Annotated in this window: 16 protein-coding genes; 6 read left to right on the forward strand and 10 right to left on the reverse strand. The window is 65.2% G+C overall.

All coding sequences use genetic code 11. From position 1 onward, the window contains the following. Nucleotides 1–55: 55 nt before the first annotated feature. From ACYVKL_RS19560 to ACYVKL_RS19575, 4 genes are all read right to left on the reverse strand, one after another. A complete protein-coding gene (locus ACYVKL_RS19560) occupies nt 56–2020 on the reverse strand; it encodes an ABC transporter ATP-binding protein (protein ID WP_379165194.1) in 1965 nt (654 codons plus the stop codon). Continuing rightward, entirely contained in the window at nt 2017–3750 is a 1734-nt protein-coding gene (locus ACYVKL_RS19565) for an ABC transporter ATP-binding protein (RefSeq protein ID WP_379165195.1), read from the reverse strand. Before ACYVKL_RS19565 ends, ACYVKL_RS19560 begins: the two co-directional genes overlap by 4 nt. Nucleotides 3751–3842: 92 nt before the next feature. Beyond that, nucleotides 3843–4382: an RrF2 family transcriptional regulator gene (locus tag ACYVKL_RS19570; protein ID WP_379165196.1), complete on the reverse strand. Its 540-nt coding sequence runs from the start codon at nt 4380–4382 to the stop codon at nt 3843–3845. Between the two features lie 38 nt (nt 4383–4420). After that, on the reverse strand, nt 4421–5008 hold the full coding sequence (locus ACYVKL_RS19575; protein WP_379165197.1) for a TetR/AcrR family transcriptional regulator: 588 nt from the start codon (nt 5006–5008) through the stop codon (nt 4421–4423). 220 nt (nt 5009–5228) lie between these two features. On the opposite strand from ACYVKL_RS19575, the gene ACYVKL_RS19580 reads away from it, so the two are divergent. After that, nucleotides 5229–7556: an MMPL family transporter gene (locus ACYVKL_RS19580; protein WP_379165198.1), complete on the forward strand. Its 2328-nt coding sequence runs from the start codon at nt 5229–5231 to the stop codon at nt 7554–7556. A 57-nt stretch (nt 7557–7613) separates the two neighbouring features. Here ACYVKL_RS19580 and ACYVKL_RS19585 read toward each other — a convergent pair whose 3' ends face one another. From ACYVKL_RS19585 to ACYVKL_RS19595, 3 genes are all read right to left on the reverse strand, one after another. After that, entirely contained in the window at nt 7614–8387 is a 774-nt protein-coding gene (locus ACYVKL_RS19585; RefSeq protein ID WP_460772359.1) for a hypothetical protein, read from the reverse strand. Nucleotides 8388–8451: 64 nt separating this feature from the next. Further along, the gene (locus tag ACYVKL_RS19590; protein ID WP_213558833.1) at nt 8452–8820 is read right to left on the reverse strand and encodes a hypothetical protein; all 369 of its coding nucleotides are present in this window, start codon (nt 8818–8820) and stop codon (nt 8452–8454) included. Between the two features lie 197 nt (nt 8821–9017). Then, entirely contained in the window at nt 9018–9530 is a 513-nt protein-coding gene (locus ACYVKL_RS19595; protein ID WP_379165200.1) for a hypothetical protein, read from the reverse strand. Between the two features lie 205 nt (nt 9531–9735). On the opposite strand from ACYVKL_RS19595, the gene cutA reads away from it, so the two are divergent. Next, the gene (cutA, locus tag ACYVKL_RS19600) at nt 9736–10074 is read left to right on the forward strand and encodes a divalent-cation tolerance protein CutA (RefSeq protein WP_379165201.1); all 339 of its coding nucleotides are present in this window, start codon (nt 9736–9738) and stop codon (nt 10072–10074) included. 15 nt (nt 10075–10089) lie between these two features. On the opposite strand, the gene ACYVKL_RS19605 is transcribed toward cutA, so the two are convergent. Continuing rightward, on the reverse strand, nt 10090–10593 hold the full coding sequence (locus ACYVKL_RS19605; protein WP_379165202.1) for a hypothetical protein: 504 nt from the start codon (nt 10591–10593) through the stop codon (nt 10090–10092). A gap of 315 nt (nt 10594–10908) precedes the next feature. On the opposite strand from ACYVKL_RS19605, the gene ACYVKL_RS19610 reads away from it, so the two are divergent. Together ACYVKL_RS19610 and ACYVKL_RS19615 are read left to right on the forward strand one after the other, a co-directional pair. Then, nucleotides 10909–11325 carry an effector-associated constant component EACC1 gene (locus tag ACYVKL_RS19610; RefSeq protein ID WP_379165203.1) on the forward strand — a complete coding sequence of 139 codons (417 nt, stop codon included), beginning with the start codon at nt 10909–10911 and terminating at the stop codon, nt 11323–11325. Between the two features lie 5 nt (nt 11326–11330). Then, a complete protein-coding gene (locus tag ACYVKL_RS19615) occupies nt 11331–13634 on the forward strand; it encodes a caspase family protein (protein ID WP_379165204.1) in 2304 nt (767 codons plus the stop codon). Nucleotides 13635–13677: 43 nt separating this feature from the next. Here the strand turns inward: ACYVKL_RS19615 and ACYVKL_RS19620 are convergent, their stop codons facing one another. Then, a complete protein-coding gene (locus tag ACYVKL_RS19620) occupies nt 13678–14247 on the reverse strand; it encodes a GNAT family N-acetyltransferase (RefSeq protein ID WP_379165205.1) in 570 nt (189 codons plus the stop codon). After that, nucleotides 14244–15557 carry a helix-turn-helix domain-containing protein gene (locus tag ACYVKL_RS19625; protein ID WP_379165206.1) on the reverse strand — a complete coding sequence of 438 codons (1314 nt, stop codon included), beginning with the start codon at nt 15555–15557 and terminating at the stop codon, nt 14244–14246. The genes ACYVKL_RS19620 and ACYVKL_RS19625 overlap by 4 nt, the downstream gene beginning before the upstream one ends. Nucleotides 15558–15743: 186 nt before the next feature. Between ACYVKL_RS19625 and ACYVKL_RS19630 the strand changes: the two genes are divergently transcribed. Both ACYVKL_RS19630 and ACYVKL_RS19635 read left to right on the forward strand, forming a co-directional pair. Beyond that, a complete protein-coding gene (locus ACYVKL_RS19630) occupies nt 15744–15920 on the forward strand; it encodes a hypothetical protein (RefSeq protein ID WP_379165207.1) in 177 nt (58 codons plus the stop codon). A 2-nt stretch (nt 15921–15922) separates the two neighbouring features. Then, nucleotides 15923–16243, forward strand: a complete 321-nt coding sequence (locus ACYVKL_RS19635; RefSeq protein ID WP_379165208.1) for a hypothetical protein — start codon at nt 15923–15925, stop codon at nt 16241–16243. The last annotated feature ends 135 nt before the right edge of the window (nt 16244–16378 follow it).

The following is a 16378-nucleotide window of genomic DNA, read 5'->3' on the forward strand; positions in this document are numbered from 1 at the left end:
TCGAAAGTGGCCTGGCCCGCACCTTTGGGTGCGGGCCAGGCCACTGGAGCGTGAGCTACTTGCTGAGCGCGACCGCGTCCGATTCCGGATCGTCGACGTTGTTGCCCTCGCCGTCGGTGATGGCGGCGGCGAACTGGGCGCTGTAGAGGCGGTAGTAGAAGCCGCGGGCGGCGAGCAGTTTCTCGTGCGTGCCCTGCTCGACGATCTTGCCCTTCTCCATCACCACGATGGTGTCGGCGTCGCGGATCGTCGAAAGCCGGTGCGCGATCACGAAACTCGTGCGGTCCCGGCGCAGCGCCGCCATGGCGTGCTGCACCAGCAGCTCGGTGCGGGTGTCGACCGAGCTGGTGGCCTCGTCCAGGATCAGGATGGACGGCTTGGCCAGGAACGCGCGGGCGATCGTGATGAGCTGCTTCTCACCGGCGCTGACGCCGGAGCCCTCCTCGTCGATGACGGTGTCATAGCCCATCGGCAGCGCGTGCACGAACCGGTCCACGTACGCCGCCCGGGCCGCCTCGAGAATGTCCTCCTCGGTGGCGTTCGGGTTGCCGTAGGCGATGTTCTCCCGGATGGTGCCGCCGAACAGCCAGGTGTCCTGCAGCACCATGCCCATGCGCGAGCGGAGCTGATCACGGCTGATGGCGGTGATGTCGACGCCGTCGATGGTGATGGCGCCGGAATCCACCTCGTAGAACCGCATGAGCAGGTTGACCAGCGTGGTCTTGCCCGCACCGGTCGGCCCGACGATGGCCACCACGTGCCCGGGTTCGGCCACCAGCGACAGGTCGTCGATGACCGGGGTCTCGGCCTCGTAGCGGAAGGACACGTCCTCGAACGCGACCCGGCCCCGATCCAGCGGCCGCGCATCCTCTGGATCCGGATCCGGCGACTGCTCCTCGGCGTCGAGGATCTCGAAGATGCGTTCCGCCGACGCCACACCCGACTGCAGCAGGTTCATCATCGAACCGATCTGGGTGAGCGGCTGGGTGAATCCGCGCGAGTACTGGATGAACGCCTGCACCTCACCCAGCGACAGATTGCCCGACGCCACCCGCAGGCCACCGACCACGGCGATCAGCACGTAGTTCAGGTTCCCGAGGAACATGATGGCGGGCATGATCAACCCGGAGATGAACTGCGACTTGAACGACGAGTTGTAGAGCTTGGCGTTGGTCTCGTCGAACTGCTCCCCCACCTCGCGCACCCGGCCGAACGCGCTGACCACCTCGTGGCCGGTGAAGGCCTCCTCGACCTGCGCGTTCACCTCGCCGGTGAACTTCCACTGATCCACGAAATGCGGCTTGGAGCGCTTGGCGATCTGCGCGGTCACGATGACCGCCAGCGGCACGGTGAGCAGCGCGATCAGGGCCAGGATCCAGGAGATCCAGAACATCATGATCAGGATGCCGATCACCGACAGCACGTTGATGATCAGCTGGGACATGGTCTGCTGCAACGTCTGTGCCACATTGTCGACGTCGTTGGTGACGCGCGAGAGCACATCGCCGCGCGGCATCGAGTCGAAGTAGCGCAGCGGCAGCCGGTGGATCTTCTCCTCGATCTGGGCGCGCATCCGCTTCACGGTGCGGTTGAGCACCACGATCAGCAGCTGCGCCTGCAGCCAGCCGAACACCGAGGAGCCGATGTAGAGCGCCAGCACCCAGGCCAGCACGTGGCCCACCGCGGTGAAATCGATTCCGGTGCCGGGGATCACGTCCATGCTGGCGAGCATGTCGGCGAAGGTGGTGTTGCCGCCCGCGCGCAGTCCCTCGACCAGTTCGTCCTTGGTCTGCCCGGCGGGCAGCTGCTTGCCGACCACACCGTCGAAGATCAGGTTGGTGGCCTTGCCGAGGATCTGCGGGCCCAGGGTGTTGAGCACCACCGAACCCACCGCCAGCACGAACACCACGATCAGGTAGACCCGATCCGGTGCGAGCATGCGCAGCAGGCGCTTCAGCGACGGGCCGAAGGACTTCGCCTTCGCGTCCGGCGCACCGGGATTGACCGCTCCGGGCCTCATCGCACCTCCTCCGCGCTGAACTGCGATTCCACGATCTCGCGGTATTCGTTGCAGTCGAGCAGCAACTGTTCGTGGGTGCCGATGCCGGCCATCTCGCCGTCCTCCAGCACCACGATCTGATCGGCGTCGCGGATCGTCGAGATCCGTTGCGCCACAATGATGACCGACGCGTTCGAGGTTTCCGGCCGCAGGGCTTCACGCACCCGCACGTCGGTGGCGACGTCGAGGGCGGAGAAGCAGTCGTCGAACAGGTAGACACGCGGCTTGCGGACCAGCGCGCGGGCGATCGCCAGGCGCTGGCGCTGACCACCCGAAACGGTGGTACCGCCTTGCGCCACAGGTGTTTCCAGACCCTGCGGCATCTCCCGCACGAAGTCGGCGGCCTGCGCGATCTCCAGCGCGTGCCACAGTTCCTCGTCGGTGGCGTCGGGTTTGCCGTAGCGCAGGTTCGAGGCCACGGTGCCGGAGAACAGGTACGCCTTCTGCGGGACCAGGCCGATCTCGCTGCGCAGCGCCTCCAGCTGCAGTTCCCGCACATCGGTGCCGCCCACCTGGACCCCGCCGTCGGTGACGTCGATGAGCCGCGGGATCAGGTTGATCAGCGTGGTCTTGCCGGAGCCGGTCGCGCCCACGATGGCGGTGGTTGTGCCCGGCGCGGTCCGGAAGCGGATGCCCTTCAGCACCGGCTTCTCCGCGCCCGGGAACTTGAACTCGGCGAACTGCATGTCCACGACGCCCGGATCGCCCCGGAACGGCTGCGGCGCTTGCGGTTCCGCCACCGAGGACTCGGTGTCGAGCACCGCGCTGATGCGCTCGGCCGAGACCGCGGCGCGCGGGGCCATCATGGCCAGGAAGGAGGCCATCATGACCGCCATCAGGATCTGCATGATGTAGGCCAGCATCGCGGTCAGCGTGCCGATCTGCATGTCCCCGTTGTCGATCGAGTGGCCGCCGAACCAGATGACGCCGACCGTGGTGACGTTCGAGATCAGCATGACCATCGGGAACATCAGCGCCATGTACTTACCGACGTAGAGCGACTGCTCGGTCAGCTCGCTGTTGGCGACACCGAACCGCAAGGTCTCCTGCCGCTCCCGCACGAACGCCCGCACCACCCGGATACCGGTGATCTGCTCACGCAGCACCCGGTTCACCGCGTCGATGCGATCCTGCATGCGCCGGAAGCCCGGCACCATGCGGCTGATGATGAAGCCCATCGACAGGGCGAGCGCCGGCACCGCGATCAACAACAGCCACGACAGCTGCATGCTCTCGCGCAGCGCCATGAAGATGCCGCCGATGCACATAATCGGGGCCATCACCAGGATGGTCGCGCTCATCAGCACCAGCAGCTGCACCTGGCCGACGTCATTGGTGTTGCGGGTGATCAGCGACGGCGCACCGAACACGCCGACCTCCCGCGCCGAGAAGGTGCCCACCCGGTGCAGCAGGGCCGCGCGCATGTCGCGGCCCGCGCCCATGGCCGCTTGCGCGCCGAGGTAGACGGAGAAGCCTTGGGCGATGATCTGGATGGCTGTCACCAGCAGCATCCACCCGCCCGTGGACCAGATATAGCCGATATCGCCCTTGGTGACGCCCTTGTCGATGATGTCGGCGTTCAGCGTGGGCAGATACAGCATGGCGATGACCGAGATCAGCTGGAGCACGACGACCCCCGCCAACTGGGTGCGGTAGGGCCGCATGGAAGTGCGTAGAAGTCGGATCAACATGATGCTTGGCAGGCTACCGCCATACCCGGGCGCTCGCCGCGACCTTTTTCCGGCGTTGCCGGGACCGCCCGGGTCAGCGCCATGGGAACCGCCTAGATGTCGGGCTGATCCAGATCACGCCACTCACCGGCGGTCGGCCGGGCGGGTGCGCTCGCCGCCGAGCCGCCCGCGGGGCGGGGACGCCGGGTCCAGGCGTCCGGATCGTGCAGCAGTTCGTCCAGGAAGGACGGCAGCAGGTCGTGGGCGATATCGGCGATGGTGACCCGTTCCAGCACCGAACGGATGTTCACGCGCAGCCCGATCCACACCCGCTGCAGCGGCTCGGCCGCGCCCGGATAGACGACGTCCTCCGGTCGCTGCCCGCGCACCGAGGCCAGCGGGCCCTCCACGGCGCGAATCACATTCGCGATGCTGATGTCGGCGGCCGGGCGGGCCAGCCGGTAGCCGCCGTCGGGGCCGCGGCGGCTGATCACCAGTTCGCCCTTGCGCAGATCGGCCACCACCGATTCCAGCACCTTCGGCGGAATGTCCTGGGCGGCGACAATGGCGTCGGCCTTCACCGAATCAGGTTGCGCCTTCGCGATTTCGACGAGAGTGCGCACCGCGTAATCGACCTTCGCGGTGATGTGCACGAAAACTCCTGAAATCGATCGGTGGTGAAGGGAAAACCCTATCGCGGGGGATACAGCACGCCGAGTGCGGCATTCAACAATGTCGTCTCGACGTGATCGACATCGGTGGCGGGCACGATCTCCTGCGACATCATCGCGGTGCTGAGCACCTGCATGGCCGCGGCCGCGCGCAGCAGGGTGTCGTCGTCGGCGTCGGGTCCGGCCATCCACCGGCACATGCGGTGATGCAACTCGATGATGTCGGGATAGCGGTTGCCGAGGGCATTGACGATGGCGACGGTGTCGCGCATGCACAGCGCGCCCACCTGACGGTTGGCCAGCGTCGAATGCAGGCGCTCGCGGATCACCGCGCGCACGTTCTCGGGAGTGGCCGGCAAATCGTCGAGCCGCTCGACCTGATCACGCACCTCGTCGAACATCGGCTCGATGATCGCTACCAGAAGATCGACCTTCGAGGCATAGTGATAGTAGAGCGAGGCTTTTGTGATTCCCACCGCATCGGCGACCTCGCGCAAACTGCTGTGGTCGAACCCTTTGCTGGCGAACAACTGCAGAGCGGCATCTCGGATCGCTTCTTTAGTGCTTCTACCTGCGACAACTGTCGCGGAACCGATCTGGCCACCCATACGCTCATCCTCTCACCCTCGCTCGGAATGCGATCAACGCCACCTAGAGTCGAGGTTGTTCCTCCACTTAAGCCCTCGGTAGTCTACCTACCGCACGGTAGGCAGATTTCGTTTCAGTGAAGGCGGGGAGCTCGCGGCTCCCGGCGGCAGTGTCTACGCGCTCGAACACCAGCACCCCTGTATTCGCCCGCACAAACCATCGCCCCCAGGAGAACCCCTCGTGTCCGTATACCTCTATCGGTGGGGAAAGTTCGCCTTCCGCCGTAAATGGATCGTCATCGCGGCGTGGATCATCGCGCTGTTCGTCATCGGCGGTGTCGGCGGTTCGCTCGCCAAGCCGTTCCAGGACTCCTTCACGATGCCGGACCTGCCGTCGGAGCGGGCCACCAAGATCCTCGACGAGCACTTCCCGGGCGCCTCCGCGGGCTTCGACCAGAATGCCGTCAACGGCACCTATGTGATCGCCGCGTCGAACGGTGAGAAGCTGACCGATCCCAGCAACGCGGCCGCGTTGCAGGCCTTCGTCACCAAGCTCGGTGAACTCGACATCATCGACAAGACCGCGCCGCTGATGAACCCGGTCGACATCACCAAGAAGATCGGTGAGCGCGCCGGCATCGACTGCCTCGCCAGCGATCGCTCCAACCCGGCCTTCGCCGCGAACTGCTCGAGCGCACCGTTGAACGTGCTCAACAAGGAGCACCCGGACACGGTCGCGACCATGCAGGTCAAGTACACGATCCCGAAGTACTCCGACCTCACCGCGGCAGACCGTGAAGCCGCCTACAAGGTCGGTGACGACGCGCGCGCGGCCGGCCTGCAGGTCGAACTCATCGGTTCCATCACCCAGGATCCGGGCGGCTCCAGCGGCGCCTCCGAGATGATCGGTATCGCCGTGGCGCTGGTGGTCATGGTGATCGCGTTCGGTGCGATCGTGGCGGCCTTCGTGCCCATCCTCACCGCGCTCGTCGGTGTCGGCACCGCCATCTCCGTCATCATGTTCGGCACCCACTGGCTGACCGTGCCGACCTTCACCCCGATCCTGGCCTCCATGATCGGCCTGGCGCTGTCCATCGACTACGCCATGTTCATCGTCTCCCGGTACAAACACGAACTGGCCGTATCGAATTCGCCGGAGGAAGCCGCGGGCACCGCGGTCGGCACCGCGGGCTCGGCCGTCATCTTCGCCGGTTTGACCGTCATCATCGCGCTGGCCGGCCTCACCTTCGTGAAGGTCAGCTTCCTCACCTCGATGGGTATCTTCGGCGCGGTCTCCGCGGCCATGGCGGTGCTGGTCGCGGTCACCCTGATGCCCGCGCTGATGGGCGCGTTCGGCCGCTTCCTGTTCAAGCCGAAGCTGCCGCTGGTCGCCCAGCACGATCCGGAGGACGACACCTCGGTCACCAACGGCCAGCGTTTCGCCCGCCTCATCGGCAAGGCGCCCGCCCTCACCCTCGGCATCTCCGTGGTGCTGCTGGGCCTGCTCGCCGCCCCCGCGGTGAACCTGCAGCTGGGTCTGCCCGGCGGCGACTCGATGCCGCAGAACACCACCATCCGCAAGGCGTACGACCTGCAGACGGCGGGCTTCGGCGAGGGCTCGAACGGCACCCTGATGGTGGCCGTCGACCTCAGCAAGACGCCAGAGAATCAGCGCACCGAGGCGCTCGACGCGCTGCGCAACAAGCTGGCCCACTACCCGGGCATGGACTACCTGACGGTGGCCCAGCACAGCCAGGACGGCCAGGCCGCCATGTTCATGGGCGTCCCGCACTCCGGGCCCAACAACAAGGAGACCAAGGACCTGGTCAAGGACGCCCGCAACGCGGAGTCCGACCTGAAGGCCCAGTACGGCATGGAGTACGGGATCACCGGCACCACCGCCATCTTCGCCGACGTGTCACAGGCCCTGCTGGTCAAGATCATCCCGTACCTGGCGATCGTCGCCGGCGCGGCATTCATCCTGCTGCTCTTGGTGTTCCGCTCGATCCTGGTTCCGCTGACCGCCGCCCTCGGCTTCCTGCTCTCGATGGCAGCCACCTTCGGCGCGACCGTGCTCATCTTCCAGGACGGCAAGTTCGGCCTGGTCGAACCGCACCCGCTGGTCAGCTTCCTGCCGATCATGTTGATCGGCTTGGTGTTCGGCCTCGCCATGGACTACCAGGTCTTCCTGGTCACCCGCATGCGTGAGGAGTACGTGCACGGCAAGTCCGCCAAGGAAGCCATGATCAGCGGCTACCACCACGGCGCCCGCGTCGTGACCTCCGCCGCCATCATCATGATCTCCGTCTTCAGCGCCTTCATGCTGGAGGACAACGTGGTGGCCAAGTCCATGGGCTTCGCGATGGCGGCCGGCGTCTTCTTCGACGCCTTCATCGTCCGCATGATCCTCATCCCGTCCCTGCTCGCCCTGCTCGGCGACTCGGCCTGGTGGATCCCCAAGTGGCTGGACCGCATCCTCCCCGACATCGACGTGGAAGGCGCCAAGCTCGCCGAGCTGAAGCAGTCCTCCGCGCCGAGCGAGAACAAGGAACACGCCACGATCGGCTGATCGGTACTGAAATGAAAAGCCCCGCACCGGTTTACCGGTGCGGGGCTTTTTCTTCGATCAGAGTCCGAGCGCCTTCAGCAGGCCGCCGATGACCGGGATCGAATCCGCGCTCCCGGTGCTACCGCCACCGACCGTGGGCGCGGTAGTCACCTCGAGCGAAAAGGGACCATAGAAAACGACCCCCGTCCCGTCGGCATTGGCGTACTCGGCCTCGATCGCGTACAGGCCGATGGCGGGCGGCGTGAACGTCAGCGTGGCAACACCATTGGTGACCACGGCCCGGCCGATTTCGGCTCCGGCGTTCGTGAAGACCGCCGTGCTACCCGCCGGCACCGAGGGGAACGGCGCGCTCAGCGTGTAGGACTTGCCGGGATGGAAAACCTTCCCGTTCACCGTGATGCCCTGGTCGGTCATTGTGCCGCCCGACGTCTCGGTGATCGCCGGGCCCGACGACTTCGGCAATTTGTCGACATCGGCCTCGATGGTGTCGCGGTGGATGTACCACCCACTCGCCGTTCGCTCCCAGACATCGAAGTAGTGGTGGCCGGTTGTGGTCGGATACCAGGTCACCTGCGCCACACCGCCGGACGCCTGCTGCGGTCCGCCACCGACCAGGATGTCGAGAGTGATGTTGTACGAGCTGTCGAACTGCTTGTCGTAGAAGAAGACCTGCGCGGTCGAGTCCTCGGCTGAACCGCCGAGCCCAACTTTCAACGTGTACACCGACGGATCGCCGCCGACGCCCGGAGTCGCGGACTTGCTGACAATGTCGGCGGACGCACCCGGCGAGACAATCCCCGCCGATGCCAACACCACAGAGAATCCGGCCATCCCGAACCCCGCCCGACGGATTCGATTGCTCTTCACAGTATTTCGCCCTTCATTCATTCGAGGCCTACATCCCCATCGAGCAACGCGCGAACGGCGCCTGCCCGGCGATCGGCGACTGCCCGTCATCGGGCATCGGCGCGCTACTTCCGGCCCCCATGCCGATGAACCCACCGAGCGCCGCCAGCGGAACCGACCCGATGATGAACAGCGGCAGCCCAACCGCGGACCCGATCGCAAACCCGGCCAACCCGCTCATCGCCATATTCCGGCAATAGTTCTGCTGCTCCGGAGTCAAGGCGATGGGATCTGCCTGCACGGGAACCGTCACCGGCACACCGGAATCCCCCGCTGCCCCCGGCGCCGCTTGCGCGACCCCGCCGAACACCCCACTCGCAGCAACCGCCAAACACGCCACGGCAACAAACTTCTTCATGTAACTCAGAACTCCCCGAAAGAACGGCGCCGACTCAACCCTTACGGGCCACACCACGTCTTGATGTCGCGTCGACTGAAACCTCGTGCAGTTTAGGGGCGTTCGCCAATCCGCCGAATACACCGACCGATATCGCGACCGATCCACCCCCTCGGAAATGCCCCGCACCGGTTCGGTGCGGGGCCGTACAGCTTCGATCAGAGTCGGAGCGACTTCAGCAGGCCGCCGATAACCGGAATCGAGTCGGCGCTTCCCGTGCTGGTGGCCGGGGCCGCGTTGACGGTCACCGTGTTCGGATTGGAGATGTAGGTGTTCGCGTCGCTCTGTTCGATGACGTGAATCTCATTGCCGCCGGTCTGAGTCGGCGTCCACGACGCGGTGAAGACAGCGGTTCCGCCGCTCTGGCTCAACGTCATCGACACATTCTGGGGGTCCAACCACTTATTGGTGGTCTTCGAGAAGACCGAGAACCACGCGGTGGTCGCCCCGCTGCAAGCCGGCACCGTCAAGGTGTAGGTCTGACCGACCGACAGCGTCGAACTCGACACCTGCGGCGCAACACCCTGCGGGCACTGGATCACATCAGCCGACGCAGGCGCACCGACTACCGCGGTCATGAAGCCGACAGCCGCCACCGCAGTGAATCCGGCCATTCCGAGCCCCGCCCGACGGATTCGATTGTTCTTCAACGTAATCAGCCCTTCGTCCATTAGGCGCCCCCGAAGATCGACGCCCATTCGCGAAGCTACCGCACCCCACCGACAAGTCCGAACAATGTCATTTGACTATCAATTCTCGAAATTGACTGTCACATAGTACATTTCACCCATGCATGGGAGGCACCGGCAGATCTGACGACCTATCCAACAACAGCTGAGAACCACCTGGGATCACAGCGCGAATAGTGTTGTGGTTATGACAGAAGAGGCACGGGTGTGGTCGGTGACTACGACAACGCCAACCGAAACAGACGCGCAGGTAATCGCTCGCACCGCGGTTGCCGAGCGCCTCGCCGCCGGCGCTGAGGTGACCGGTCCAACCTGGTCAGTCTTCTGGCATCTTGATCAACTCGGCGAAGGGCCGGAGTGGCGAGTAACGCTGAAGACCTCGGCGGCCCTCCGGGACAAGCTCGCCGCACGGATGCTGGAGTTGCACCCCTGGGCGAGCGGCCCGGAGATCACCGCTACACCAGTCGAATGGGCAATCGACAGCTACGCGATGTGGGTCGAAAAGATCACAACCACAACAGAATAGGCTGATACGCCGGGCTCAGCTTTCGTGGTGGACGGTAACTGTGTTGTTCCGATCCCATACGGCGACAAGCAGTTGGTCGGTGGGCTTGCCAGCGCCGATCGCGAAGTCGAGGGCGAGCACACGTTCCGCCGCCGTCGGGCTGATCGCGATGCCGACCAGGAGTAAATGGTCGAGGAAGACCTTGTCGGTGACAGCCTCGCGGGAGTCCACCTCGAACAAGTCGCACGCCATCTCTTCGGGGATCTCCCCAAGATGAACGTCGCGGAACAATGACGTCGTCGAGTTGGGATCGGATAGCTCGGCGACGAAAGCCACGAAGGCTGCGGCGACCAGCGCCTTCACATCGAGGAGAGCGTGCTCCGCCTTGTCGAGTTCGTTCTGACTCAGAGCATCATCACCCAGAATCCAATACCGGGCACCCGCCCCGAATCCGTCGATTCCAGCAGGTAGCACGGCACCGGCCATCGAGTCGTCGGCGAAATCGACGGGCCCCGCGAATCGGCTGTTCAGGTGATTCATGGCCCGATCGTGCCATCCGGCAGCGACAACCTCGCTCAGCCCTGCAGTAGCAGTACGCGAGTAGTCGACTACCCGCACCGCGCGGTCGAGAGCGCGCTGCATTCGATGCCGTTCTTGTTGTGCCGCAAACGACTCGGTGCATGACACCGGAGATGGTCAGCCGTCCCGGGGTGGAATTGCGGGAGCCGGGATGTCCGTTTCGTCGGTTTCGGGTAGTTGCGTACGCGTGTGGTGCTGAGTGCGGGTGATGAGAATCGATCTTGTCGATTCGCATCCTGGTCGGCGTCGGCCGCCCAGGCGGGAAAGAGGAATCCGATGGGTATCGCGCAGAACGACCGTCGCGGCGTGACAGTTGAAGTGTCGCTGGACGCCGGGGGTATCGACGATGAGCGGTTGGACCGGCAGACGCGGATGCTGCGGGCCGAGTTGGCCGAGATGGACGGCGTCGAATCTGCGGCGCTGGGGCGGGACAGCTCTGGGACCGCGGCGGGGACGAAGGTCGCTGATCCGATCACCCTCGGTGCGATCGTGCTGGCGTTGAGCGCCTCCGGAGGGGTGTTCACGACGCTGATCGAGACCGTGCGGGACTGGCTGGGGCGCCAGCCGGGCAGTCATCGGGTGACGGTCACGATCGACGGCGAGAGCATCGACGTCGAGGCCGCCAGCGACGAGCAGCAGCGTGCCCTGGTCGACGCCTATATTCGCCGGCACGCCGGCGTCGCGGCGGGGTGATTGCGATGACCGGCAGATTCGCCCTGGTGGTGGCGACCTACGCGTTCAACGATCCCGGACTGCGGCAGCTGACCGCACCCGTCCACGACGCCGAAGCATTCGCCGAGGTGCTGGCCGACCCCGCGATCGGCGGGTTCGAGGTCACCACGTTGATCAACCAGCCGCACCACGTGGTCGGCGCGGCGATCGGGGACTTCTTCTCCGACCGCCTGCGCGATGACCTGACCCTGCTGTACTTCAGCGGACACGGGCTCAAGGACGACGCGGGGAAGCTCTACCTCGCGATGACCGACACCCGGACGCTCACCCCGCTGTTCACCTCGGTCGCCGCGGACCAAATCGACTACGCCATGACCGGCTGCCACTCCAACCATCAGGTGCTGATCCTGGACTGCTGCTACAGCGGCGCCTTCCCCGCCGGCACCATCGCCAAAGCCGACGACCAGGTCCACGCCCTGGAAACCTTCAGCGGCCGCGGCCGGACCGTGCTCACCGCCTCCGACGCCACCCAGTTCGCCTTCGAAGGCGAAACACCACACGGGCAGGCGACCCAGTCGGTGTTCACCCGCCACCTCGTCGCCGGACTACGCGACGGCGGCGCCGACCTCGACCAGGACGGCGACATCACCGTAGACGAGCTCTACAGCTACGTCCACGACCATGTCGTCGCCGAACGCCCCCGCCAGCGACCCAAGAAGCAAGACAACATCGAAGGCCGAACGGTCCTGGCCCGCAACCGTAATTGGCAAGTACCGCAACATATTCGAACAGCACTCGAAAGTCCGGCCGTCCGTGATCGCCGCAACGCGCTCGAAGACCTGGACCAACTGCACCGCACCGGCGGGGCCATCGTCCGGTCCCGCATCCACGACGCCATCACCCGGCTCGTGAACGACGACAGCCGCGCCATCGCCGCCGCGGCCGCCAGCTGGCTCGACTCCCACCCCACCGGCACGCCAACGTCGTCGGCCGGTGGCGGTACCGGAGCAGCCATGAAACCCGACCCCCACCCGGTCAGCGAGGCCATCCCGGCAACGGCGCCGGCACGCACCAATGATGCTGCGCAACACGAAGACTCGCCAGCCAAAGACCAAGCGCCACCAGATCCCTGCCACGAGGGTGAGGACGAGGACGCGGGTACGACCGAACCGGCGGCACTATTCGGCGAACCCGAGCCGTCTCCCCGGCCGGAACACGAGGCAATCAGACACTCCGATGGTCGGTTCCGAAGCCGCCTCCGCGATCGGAAATGGGCAATACCTACGGCAGCCGCGGCAGTGGCGATGGCTTGCGTGGTCGCGGTGGGTGGCTGGCATATCGCCGGTAACGGCGTAGCCGGGCACCCCATCGCCGACGAGAAGGCGCTGCGGGGTCCCGACGTCGACCTGCTCAAACTGATTGCCTCGACGGGCTACCATCGCAACACCTGCAACCACGTGAACCCCGCCCCGGGCCAGGTCGCACAGATCGCCTGTAGAGCAAATAAGGCCGCCAGCGTGCCCCTTGCAGCGTTCATACGTTTCACCAATATCGACAAACTCACCGACTTCTATCAGACCACCAGTCGGATCATGCAAACCGCCAGCTGCCCCGGCGACCCGCCTGGACCGGATGCGCCCGTCTTCGACGATCTCCACCGAGTGGTGGGCCGAAAGACGTGCGCCGTCGATCCCACGACCAACCCGGCGTCATCGACGCTGATCGTGACCGATGAACCCGACCTCGCCATCGCCCAGTTCATCTATCGGCCCACTGATTGGACTTCACCCGTCGCCGAACAACTTCGCAACTACAAGGCGGCGCGGGGTGATCGACAGTTCCTGCCCGTGGACGAAGCACACGACCCGGACGAATTCACCTCCGCGGACAAAGATCTGCTGTCTCATCTCAGCAGCGAATTCACCCGGACGAACTGTCGGCACGAAGACCCACGGCAACCTGCGGACGCGGAAATCGCGTGTGGCACACCGGTCGGCTATCCGACCGCATCGTTCGTGGAATTTCCCACCGCAGCCGACGCGACCGTGGGATACCAAAGCGCATTGAGACTGGGCTCGGGCCACGCCTGTGATGGTCGGCCAGGACAGGACAGCCTCCAGACCCGAAACGATCTGCCTATCGGTCGGTTCACCTGCATTCTCTCGGCTGGCGATACGGTTCACCCGGACGATCACCGCCCCTGTCTGCTCTCGGTCCTGGACAGCCCACACATCGCGAGAGGGTTCTGTGCCAGCGCCGCCGGAGCACCGCAGCCCGCGATCGCCACCGACTCAGACCTACTCGCCTGGTTCCAGAAATGGGCCGGGTAGCGCGGAAAGCTCCGCGCCACAAGAACATAGAAGGTCGAATGACCTATCGCCGAAGGTCGCGGATCAGGACGTCGAATTGTGGAGCGTCCGGCCAGCTCGGTCGGAGCGTGCCGACACGGTTCCAACCCCACCGCAGGTAAGTCTGATAGGCGCGGGTGTTGTCCGGCCGGACCAGAAGGGTTGCACGCTCTTCGTTTCGGTTGTCGAGCAGCCTGTCGTGAAGAGCCCGCGCAAGGCCTCCCCCGGTCATGTCGTTCTTGACCATGAGCTCGCTCAGCGCGAAGGTGCGTGCGCCATCCTCGGTCGTGAAGTCGTCGAGATCTTGTGCGTCGTCGAGCTGCAGGCCACCCCACCATGAGGTCCCCTTGGACAGCGACCAACCCCACGCCTGACCAACCGGCCGCCCCCTGACGGAGACCATGATCAGCCCGAATTCGCCGGGCCTGTCGGGTGCGGTGTAAGCGTCGAACCTCTGCATGAACGCCACTGGATCTGCGAATGGCGCGCCGGAGCGAATCGCCTCGACGTACGCACCACGGTAGATGTCCTCGACATCGGCGCGGCGTGCGCGCGCCTCCGCGTGGTCCAGGTGCTCGAATTCCAGGCTCGTCATACCCTCGCCGCCTTCTTCGTCAGATCATCGAAGTGCAGACCGAATGCGCTGTCCGGCTGGACAACTGATCGAACAGGTTCGAGAACGCGAAGCGTCCGAGTGGATGAAACCGCTTGCAGCCGTTCGAGCGCAGGCAGCCCGATCGACACCGCGCCCAGCGCGTCGCCGGCCTGCGCCAGTGCGGCTGCCCACCCGGCTCGATAGTTGACGGCGTTTCGTGTGCCGGCCTTTTCGATGGCGAGTTCGCCAGACAAATCGGCTGCCTTTGACCAGTTCCCGAGATCGCCATAGGCGCGGGCCTCATGGCATCGGACCTCGGTGGAGTTGACGAAGTGCAGCCATTTGGCGCATTCGGTGAGCGGCTCGTGTTCGAGCGCGAAGTCGAGTTCGCGCCACGCGGTTGCGATGCAACGGCCGAAGTTCGCGCGGTCGCCGAGGACGCCGTATGCCTGTGCGGCCCGGGTAGCGATCAGCGCGTGGATGCGTCCCGGCGGCAGACCATGGGTCAATTCCCGTGCTCGGCTGATCAGGGTGAGAGCGCGATGTGGATTGCAGAAGCCTTGGCGGGACAGGGTGATCGCCTGGTGCGCCGCGCCGAGACACACATGCACGGTGAGTTCGTCGTCGCCTGCTTGATTGGCGAGGGAGAATGCGTCGGTGTAGCAGTGGCGTGCAAGTTGATGCTGGTCGGCGTCGTACGCCAGCCAGCCGGCGATGGTGGCTAGATTGCCGGCGGCACTGGCGAAAGCCTTGCCCGCATTATCGCTGAATGAGCACGTCTCGATGAGCTCCTTGGCGACCTCGAGCTCGCGCACGGCGGTGTCCACCAAAGCCGCGCCGCCTACGTTTTGATCCTGTTCCGCAAACGTCGCCACCGCGCGAGAAACTCGCTGGGCGTCGGCAACCCCTATGGACCGGCTACCAGTCGCCAGCAACGTTGCGCCCAGCAAGATTCCGAACTCTCGCCGCTTCACCTCGTCGTCGACCTCACTGCCCTCCGAGTCCCCCATCGCCAGGCTATCCCGTACCGCCGGAACAAAACCGGCATCAGCGGCCGGGGCCGCCGTGATGGGCTCGATCGCCAACGCGTCTCGGAAGCGCGCCCGTTGCGCATCGTCGAGCCGACCGAGCAATGTGTCGAGAGCTTCCGCAGATTCGCCACGAACCGGCCGAGCGGCGGTTGCCTTCTCCCACTTCCGAACCGTTGGGGGCTTGAAGCCGGAGGCCGCAGCGAGTTGTTCCTGAGTCATGCGCAGTGCAACCTCGCGCAGCGCGCGAACTTCTGCACCCGTCCACCGACTGACGATCATCGACGCCCCTTGTCGATCCTCGCAACGACTCGTGTTGGAAGCGTATTACTTGCGTGCGGTTTCGTGGCTGGGATCAGATCGCTGAACGCGCGAGGCTCAATATGCCCCGGCGCCATATGCGAAGCCCCAAAAGCCTTGGCGCCGGGTGCACTCCAGGACCGTCCAGGGAACGGGAGCACACCCGACATGGGAATCATCCTCGCGACAACCGTCATTTCGCTAGTGCTGTTCATCGCCGCCATGGTTGGCTGCGTTGTCGATAACACGCGACAGGTGAGCCACCCGCTCACGGTCGCCGACATCCAGGCCAGACTGGCCGCCGAGCCGCCGCGCACGTACGTCCCGATCAGTCGGGGGTGGTGACCATGAGTCTGCTGCCGTCCGCCGTGGGGTTCCTGCGGAGTGATGTCTCCGGGCTGAACCAGGTCCGTGACGAGTTGCGAATCCGCGCCGCCGCCAGGCGAACTGGATACGACCTGCGCAAGACCGTCGTGTTCAACGAGCGCACCGAGGACCGATCGCATCGCCTCCGCGTCGCGGTTGACCGCCTCGGCGTGGACGCCGTGATCGTGCCGAGCGTCGCGCACTTCGACGATCACGCGATTCCCGCCGAACTGCTCGAGATGGCAGCTGTGGTCACGGTGTCACCTGGGAGCACCACACCCCGAGTACGGCCCGCGAGATAGACAGCGATGACGATCTGCCGTCAGGCTCGGGCGCCGCCCACTAGGCGACCCGATGCGTACCGAAATGGGGCCTCTGGAATCCCGCCGGAATCGGTCAGGGGGCGCTCGACTCGAATGCTGAAAGCTGCACCGCCA

The organism is Nocardia tengchongensis, assembly GCF_054781395.1.